Source organism: Phenylobacterium sp. (assembly GCF_004297125.1).
In the GTDB taxonomy this organism is placed as follows: domain Bacteria; phylum Pseudomonadota; class Alphaproteobacteria; order Caulobacterales; family Caulobacteraceae; genus Phenylobacterium.
Window position 1 is genome coordinate 112,043 of the sequence record NZ_SCVD01000011.1, and the last position, 6,507, is coordinate 118,549.

The following is a 6,507-nucleotide window of genomic DNA, read 5'->3' on the forward strand; positions in this document are numbered from 1 at the left end:
CGGATCGCTACTCCGCCGCCTCCGAGCCTGCATTTCGGGTGGTGTAGGTGCGCCAGTCGGCGGTGCGGGGGACGACGCCTTCGAACGAGGCCAGGTCCACGGTGCGCGACGCGCTCTGGGTTCCGATCGCCGGCTCGCCGGCCGCGCAGGCCTTGGCGGCGGCGACCATCTGGCGGCGGAACTGGATGATGGCCACGTCCGAGGACCCCAGGTGGTCCTCGCTGCGGTCGGCGATCGGGCCCATGCTTTCCCACATGGCCATGTCCTGCATGGGGATGCCCTGGATGCCGGTGAAATCGCCGGCCTTCATCGCCACGCGGTCCTGCCGGAAGTTGTTGGTCAGGTTCCGCCGCTTGGTGAAGTCGGGATTCAGGTCGGGTCCGACCTCGGCCGCGCAGAACCTGCGCCAGGCGTCCTGCCCGATGCCCTTCGTCGGGTGCCAGGCGATCCAGTAGAACATGCAGTTCACGTCATCGATCGGCACCAGCATCTGGGCCAGGTTGTACTGGTCGTTGGGTGGGATCAGCACGGTGAACGGGGCGATGAACACGGTGCTGCGGATGTAGACGTGGGTCTCCGGATCGCGGATCGGCCGGCGGATGGCGGCATAGTGGAAGCCGTAGTCCGTGGCCTCCACCTCGAGCTTCGGCGCCTTGTCGTTGGACGGGCGCAGCCAGGCCGTCTCGGTCGCGGTGGATCCCTCCACCTCGGCCGTGGGCATGTTGGTGGAATGCAGGCTGGAGGAGTGGGCGCTGTCGATCGAGCCTTCCAGCACCTGGGCCCAGTTGCAGGCGGCGTGGATCTTCACGATGGAGATCTTCGTCGTGGCGGTGGGCGCCCAGGCGGGCGCCTGGAACGGTCGCACGGTCTGCGCGTCGCCCATCCAGACCCAGACGAATCCCCCGGCCTCGAGGGCCGGATAGGCGCGGGCCTTGAGGTTGCGCATCCGGCTGTCCGCCGGCTCGGAAGCCATCTCCTGGATCTCGCCGTCCACGCCGAACTTCCAGCCGTGGTAGAGGCAGCGCAGGCCGCAGTCCTCGTTGCGGCCGAAGGCCAGCGAGGCGCCGCGGTGGGGACAACGCTCGTCCAGCACGCCGACCCGGCCCTTGGTGTCGCGGAACACCACCAGGTCCACGCCCAGCAGCCGCGCGCGCACCGGCGTCCCGTCGGCCTCGGCCACTTCCTCGACCATGCAGGCCGGCAGCCAGTGCTGGCGCATGACCTGGCCCATGGCCGCCTCGCCCTCGACGCGGCACAGCAGTTCATTGTCGGCGGGTCTCATAGGGCGCTTCTCATTGGGGCGGTTCCAGAGAGATCGTTGCAAAACTTAGATAGCGAAGTATTTTACGGATCGAGGCCGCGATGTCCAGCGGCCCGCCGGGATGGGAACGACTGACCACATGGCCGACCGCGTGCTGCGCCTGGGCGTCATCGGCCTCAGCCGCGGCTTCGACCTGACCCGTCCCACCCTGGCCGCCGACGCGCGCGTGCAGCTCGTGGCCGCCGCGGATCCGCGGGACGAGGCGCGCGCCGCGTTCCAGGCCGAGTTCGGCGCCCCGGCCTTCGAAACCGCGAGCGAGTTGCTGGCCGATCCCCGCGTTGAGGCCGTCTATATCGCCGCCCCCCACCAGGCCCACGTGGCGCTGGCGATCCAGGCGACGCGCGCCGGCAAGCACATCCTGGTCGAGAAGCCGATGGCGCTGGCCCTGGCCGACTGCCGGCGGATGACCGAGGCGGCGAAGGCGGCCGGCGTGCAGCTTCTCGTCGGCCCCAGCCATGGCTTCGACCCGCCGGTCGCCTGGGCGGCCGACTTCATCGCCTCGGGGGCATTCGGCCGGCCGCGGATGGTCACGGCCACGACCTTCACGGATTTCCTCTACCGGCCGCGCCGCCGCGAGGAGCTGGATACGGCCCAGGGCGGAGGGGTGGTGTTCAGCCAGGCGGCGCACCAGGTCGATGTGGTCCGCCGGCTGGTCGGGTCTCCGGTCCGCAGCGTGCGGGCCGTGACGGGCGCCTGGGACCCCTCCCGGCCCACCGAGGGCGCCTATCAGGCTCTGCTGACCTTTGAGGGCGGCGCGTCCTCGGTGCTGACCTATTCCGGCTATGGCCGCTACGACACCGACGCCCTGATGGGCTGGGTCGGGGAGACCGGCGGGGCCAAGGACCCGGAAGCGTACGCCGTCGCGCGGGGTCGGCTGGAGACCACGTCGGAGGACGAGTTGAAGGCCGCGCGCGCCTACGGCGCGGGCGCCGCGCCGCCCGCGCCGCCGATCGGGCACGAGCACTTCGGCTTCGTCCTCGTGGCCTGCGAAAGCGGCGACCTGCGGCTCACCGCCACCGGGGTCGAGGTCCATGGTCCCCAGGTCCGGCGCACCGTCCACCTGCCGATGGGGGCCGCCACCCGCCGCGGGGTCATCGACGAGCTGTGTGGCGCGATCGTGGAGGGGCGGCCCCCGATCCACGACGGGGCCTGGGGAACCGAGAACCTGGCCGTCTGCCTGGCCATCCTGCGCTCCGCCGCCGAGGGCCGCGAGGTCGCCATCACCGAGATCGAGGACAACCGATGAGCAAGCTGCGCCTGACCCTGGCCTGCTGGGACTATGACCGCACCCGCGCGCTCGCCGACGGCCGCGTCCAGGCCGAGGGGATCGACCTGAACTTCCTGCCGCTGCACGTGGAGGAGACCTTCTTCCGCATGCTGCGGAACCGCGAATTCGACGTGGCCGAGATGTCGCTGTCGTCCTACTGCGTGTCGCTGATGCGGGACGATCCGGCGTTCGTCGCCATCCCGGTCTTCCCGTCGCGCTTCTTCCGCCACGCCTGCATCTTCGTCTCGGCGACGAGCGGAATCACTAGGCCCCAGGACCTGGTCGGCAAGCGGTTCGGCGTGCCGGAGTACCAGATGACCGCCCCGGTCTGGATCCGCGGGATTCTGTCCGACGAGTACGGGGTCGATCCCACGTCGGTGAAGTACTTCACCGGCGGCGAGGAGGAACCCGGCCGCGACGAGAAGCTGAAGCTGAACCTGCCGCCGGCCTTCAGCGTGACGCCGATCGGGCCGGACCAGACGCTGGCGCAGATGCTGGCCGAGGGCGAGATCGACGCCCTGCACACCGCCCGCACGCCCTCGACCTTCTACTCGCGGCCCGATCAGGTGAAGCGGCTGTTCCCGAACTTTGTGGAGGCCGAGAAGGACTACTTCCGCCGCACCGGCATCTTCCCGATCATGCACGTGGTGGCGATCCGCCGGCCGGTCTACGAGGCCAACCGCTGGATCGCGCAGTCGCTGTTCAAGGCGTTCAGCGCCGCGCAACGGATCACCTACGACAATCTCGCCGTAACCTCGGCCATGACCTCGATGCTGCCCTGGCAGGTGGCGGCGGTGGAGGAGGCGCGCGCGGAGCTCGGCGACGACTGGTGGCCCTATGGCTTCGCGAAGAACCGCGCGGTGCTCGACACCTTCCTGCGCTACCACCACGAGCAGGGTCTGTCGTCGCGGCGGCTGCAGCCGGAGGAGCTGTTCGCGCCCGAGACCTTCGAAGCGTTCAAGATCTGATGCCCCATCCCTCACAGGACCTTGCCCCGGAACGCAGCCTTGGCTTCCAGGTCCGCCGCTGCCACCGCGCCTTCGACCGGGTGCTGAACGGCCACCTGGCGCCGGCCGGCCTCTCCAGCGGCTTCTGGTACTTCCTTCGCGCCCTCTGGCAGGAGAACGGCGCCACCCAGAAGCGGCTGGCGCAGCTCAACAACGTGACCGAGCCCACCGCCGTGGCCGTGCTGGGCGCCATGGAGCGGCTGGGCGTGATCCGCCGCGAGCGCAACGCCGCCGACCGGCGCAAGGTGAACGTTTTCCTGACCGAGCGCGGCGACGCGCTGAAGGTCGAGCTGATGCCCACCGCCCAGCGCATCAACGAGATCGCCGGCGCGGGCATTCCGGCCGCCGACATCGACACCTGCCTGTCGGTGCTGAAGCGGATGTCCGAGAACCTGACCGCAGAGGCGGCGAGGCTGCAGGCCTAGGGGCCCGGCCCTTGGCGCGCTATCGGATCGCGTAAATGAAGTGGTTGATGCCCGTGGCAGTGCGCTCGCCGCAGCCGACGGCGAGGACGCCGTTCAGCCAGGCGTAGCGCGGATCGGCGGTCTCGAAGACCGGGGCGATGCGGATCAGATAGCGGGCGGGGTCCACGTGCGGCTGGGCGGGGTCGCGGAAGGCGGCGGCGACGTCGGCCGGGATCAGGCTGCGGCCGGAATAGGTGACGTAGATCATCGCCCCGTCGTCGGTCCTCCACACGGTGCGGGCGTCGAAGGTTCCGACCGCCGCGCCGTCCGGTCCGGAGCCGCTCTCCGACCAGTTGCCGCCGCCCGGCAGGATGTCGCCCTTCAGCCTCGCGCCCTCGAACCGGCCGCCGGTGACGTAGCCGACCCGGCGGTTGCGCCACGGCGACTGGCCCAGCGCCATGATCTCCCCGCCGACTTCGAAGGCCGCGACACACAGGGGCTCGCTCTTCAGCGAGCGGCTGCCGAACTCGAACGTGGACACCGGGCGTCGCTCCATTGGTTAGAAATCTAAGTTATCGGTCGGCTGCCTCGCCGGTCAACGCCAGACGGAGTCCGATAAGCGCCAGCAAATGAACCGCGACGCCTCCATCTTCGGGCCCGGGGCGTTCGAGCGAAGGACAGATCGTGGGCGAGGTACTGGAAGGCGTGAGCATCGCGCGACGCATCGAGGCGGTCGACTGGCCGCGGGTGTCCGCCGAGCTCGACGGCCAGGGCTGGGCGATCCTGCCGAAGCTGCTGGACGCCGCCGAGGCGGACGCGATCGCGGGGCTTTACGCGCGGGAGGCGGGCTTCCGCAGCCGGGTGGTGATGGCGCGCCACGGCTTCGGCCGCGGGGAATACCGCTACTTCAGCTATCCGCTGCCGGACCCGGTCCAGTCGCTGCGCGCGGCGGCCTATCCGCGCCTGGCGCCGATCGCCAACCGCTGGCATGAGCGGATGGGAAATGCGGTCCGCTTCCCGGACGACCACGCCGCGTTCCTGGACCGCTGCCATCAGGCCGGCCAGACGCGCCCGACGCCGCTGCTGCTGGAGTATGGGCCGGACGACTACAACTGCCTGCACCGCGACCTCTACGGCGAGCACGTCTTCCCGCTGCAGATCGCGGTCCTGCTGGACCAGCCCGGCGAGGACTTCATGGGCGGCGAGTTCGTGATGACCGAACAGCGGCCGAGGATGCAGACCCGGCCGATGGTGCTGCCGCTGCGCAAGGGGGATGCGGCCGTCTTCGCGGTGGCCGGCCGGCCGGTGAAGGGCGTCCGCGGCGACTACCAGGTGAAGCTGAACCACGGCGTCAGCAAGCTCCACGCCGGCCGCCGGCACACCCTGGGAATCATCTTCCACGACGCGACCTGACGATCATGCCGGCCCGCGCAGCCTCTCTCGTTGGGCGGCCACGGTGGCGAGCAGCCAGTCCCGGACGACGCGGATGCGCAGGGTCTCCTGCAGGTCGCGGTGGACGGCGATCCAGAAGGTGCGGGAGAGCCGCACGGCCTGCGGCAGGACCGGCTCCAGCGCGGGGCTCGCGTCGGCCATGAAGTGGGGCAGCACGCAGAGGCCGGCGCCGGCGACGGTCAGCTCCAGCTGCGCGCGGATCGAGGAGCTGGTCGCCCGCACCCGCAGATCCGGATGGATCTCGTTCAGGTAGCGGAGCTCGGCGGCGTAGAGCAGGTCGTCGATGTAGCCGACCAGATGGTGCGATCCGAGCTCCTCCACCCGCTGCGGCCGTCCAGCATGGTCCAGGTAGGCGGTGGCGCCGTAGAGGCCGAGGCCGTAGTCGGTCAGGCGCTCGACGACCAGGCGCGAGGAGGTAGGCGGGGTCAGGGTCACCGCGACGTCGGCCTCTCGGCTGGAGGGCGAGAGGAAGCCGGCGGTGGCCACCAGCTCCAGGCGCAGGCCCGGGCGGCTGTCCAGCAGCTCCGGCACGGCCGGGGCCAGCACGTGCGCCCCGAAACCCTCCGAGGTGCTGAGGCGGACGACGCCCGTCGCCGCGGCGAAGGTCTCGGCGGCGCCGACGCGGTCGACCGCGGTCTCGACCCCATGACTGGCCTCGAGCAGCTCCGCGCCGGCGGCGGTGAGCTGCAGGCCGCGCGGCGAGCGAACGAAGAGGGTGGTGCGCAGCTCGTCCTCCAGCCGCTGCACGCGCCGCGCCACGGTGGTGGGATCGAGCCGCAGGCGCGCAGCGCCTTCCTTGAAGGAGCCTGTCCGGGCGCAGGCCAGGAACACGCGCAGGTCGTCCCAATCGAGCATGCGGCTCTAGTACGGCATTTTTGCAGGTCTAGAACGGATAATTCTCCGTTCCCCTCGAGCGACAGCCCAGGTAGCGAAGGCCCATGCGAGAGATCACCCACTTCATCGATGGCGCGGCCTATGCGGGCGCGTCGGGCCGGTATGGCGACGTGTTCAACCCCAACACAGGGGAGGTGCAGGCGCGGGTGCAGTTCGCGACGG

The 6,507-nt window shown here is 70.4% G+C and carries 8 protein-coding genes; 5 read left to right on the plus strand and 3 right to left on the minus strand.

Going from position 1 to position 6,507, the window contains the following annotated elements; translation table 11 throughout:
* Window positions 1-7 precede the first annotated feature (7 nt).
* The gene (locus tag EPO51_RS05680) at window positions 8-1,282 is read right to left on the minus strand and encodes a Rieske 2Fe-2S domain-containing protein (protein WP_293347069.1); all 1,275 of its coding nucleotides are present in this window, start codon (window positions 1,280-1,282) and stop codon (window positions 8-10) included.
* A 118-nt stretch (window positions 1,283-1,400) separates the two neighbouring features.
* Here EPO51_RS05680 and EPO51_RS05685 point away from each other — a divergent pair, with 118 nt between their 5' ends.
* Genes EPO51_RS05685 through EPO51_RS05695 form a run of 3 tightly spaced genes read left to right on the plus strand, consistent with a single transcriptional unit; the run spans window position 1,401 to window position 4,020 of the window.
* Window positions 1,401-2,567 carry a Gfo/Idh/MocA family oxidoreductase gene (locus EPO51_RS05685; RefSeq protein WP_293347072.1) on the plus strand — a complete coding sequence of 389 codons (1,167 nt, stop codon included), beginning with the start codon at window positions 1,401-1,403 and terminating at the stop codon, window positions 2,565-2,567.
* Window positions 2,564-3,556 carry a substrate-binding domain-containing protein gene (locus EPO51_RS05690; RefSeq protein WP_293347075.1) on the plus strand — a complete coding sequence of 331 codons (993 nt, stop codon included), beginning with the start codon at window positions 2,564-2,566 and terminating at the stop codon, window positions 3,554-3,556. Before EPO51_RS05685 ends, EPO51_RS05690 begins: the two co-directional genes overlap by 4 nt.
* Window positions 3,556-4,020, plus strand: a complete 465-nt coding sequence (locus EPO51_RS05695) for a MarR family winged helix-turn-helix transcriptional regulator (RefSeq protein ID WP_293347078.1) — start codon at window positions 3,556-3,558, stop codon at window positions 4,018-4,020. The genes EPO51_RS05690 and EPO51_RS05695 overlap by 1 nt, the downstream gene beginning before the upstream one ends.
* Before the next feature lie 19 nt (window positions 4,021-4,039).
* On the opposite strand, the gene EPO51_RS05700 is transcribed toward EPO51_RS05695, so the two are convergent.
* Window positions 4,040-4,540 (minus strand): DUF3237 domain-containing protein, encoded by a 501-nt coding sequence (locus EPO51_RS05700; RefSeq protein ID WP_293347081.1) that lies wholly within the window; start codon window positions 4,538-4,540, stop codon window positions 4,040-4,042.
* A gap of 143 nt (window positions 4,541-4,683) precedes the next feature.
* Between EPO51_RS05700 and EPO51_RS05705 the strand changes: the two genes are divergently transcribed.
* Window positions 4,684-5,412: a 2OG-Fe(II) oxygenase gene (locus EPO51_RS05705; RefSeq protein WP_293347084.1), complete on the plus strand. Its 729-nt coding sequence runs from the start codon at window positions 4,684-4,686 to the stop codon at window positions 5,410-5,412.
* Window positions 5,413-5,415: 3 nt separating this feature from the next.
* Here EPO51_RS05705 and EPO51_RS05710 read toward each other — a convergent pair whose 3' ends face one another.
* Window positions 5,416-6,306 (minus strand): LysR family transcriptional regulator, encoded by an 891-nt coding sequence (locus tag EPO51_RS05710; protein ID WP_293347087.1) that lies wholly within the window; start codon window positions 6,304-6,306, stop codon window positions 5,416-5,418.
* Window positions 6,307-6,389: 83 nt separating this feature from the next.
* On the opposite strand from EPO51_RS05710, the gene EPO51_RS05715 reads away from it, so the two are divergent.
* Window positions 6,390-6,507: hypothetical protein (locus tag EPO51_RS05715; protein ID WP_293347093.1), on the plus strand; the 118-nt coding region annotated here is incomplete at its 3' end.

Coding starts and splice junctions, on each gene's coding strand:
- EPO51_RS05680 (WP_293347069.1), bottom strand. CDS start 1,282: ATGAGACCCGCCGACAATGAACTGCTGTGCCGCGTCGAGGGCGAGGCG.
- EPO51_RS05685 (WP_293347072.1), top strand. CDS start 1,401: ATGGCCGACCGCGTGCTGCGCCTGGGCGTCATCGGCCTCAGCCGCGGC.
- EPO51_RS05690 (WP_293347075.1), top strand. CDS start 2,564: ATGAGCAAGCTGCGCCTGACCCTGGCCTGCTGGGACTATGACCGCACC.
- EPO51_RS05695 (WP_293347078.1), top strand. CDS start 3,556: ATGCCCCATCCCTCACAGGACCTTGCCCCGGAACGCAGCCTTGGCTTC.
- EPO51_RS05710 (WP_293347087.1), bottom strand. CDS start 6,306: ATGCTCGATTGGGACGACCTGCGCGTGTTCCTGGCCTGCGCCCGGACA.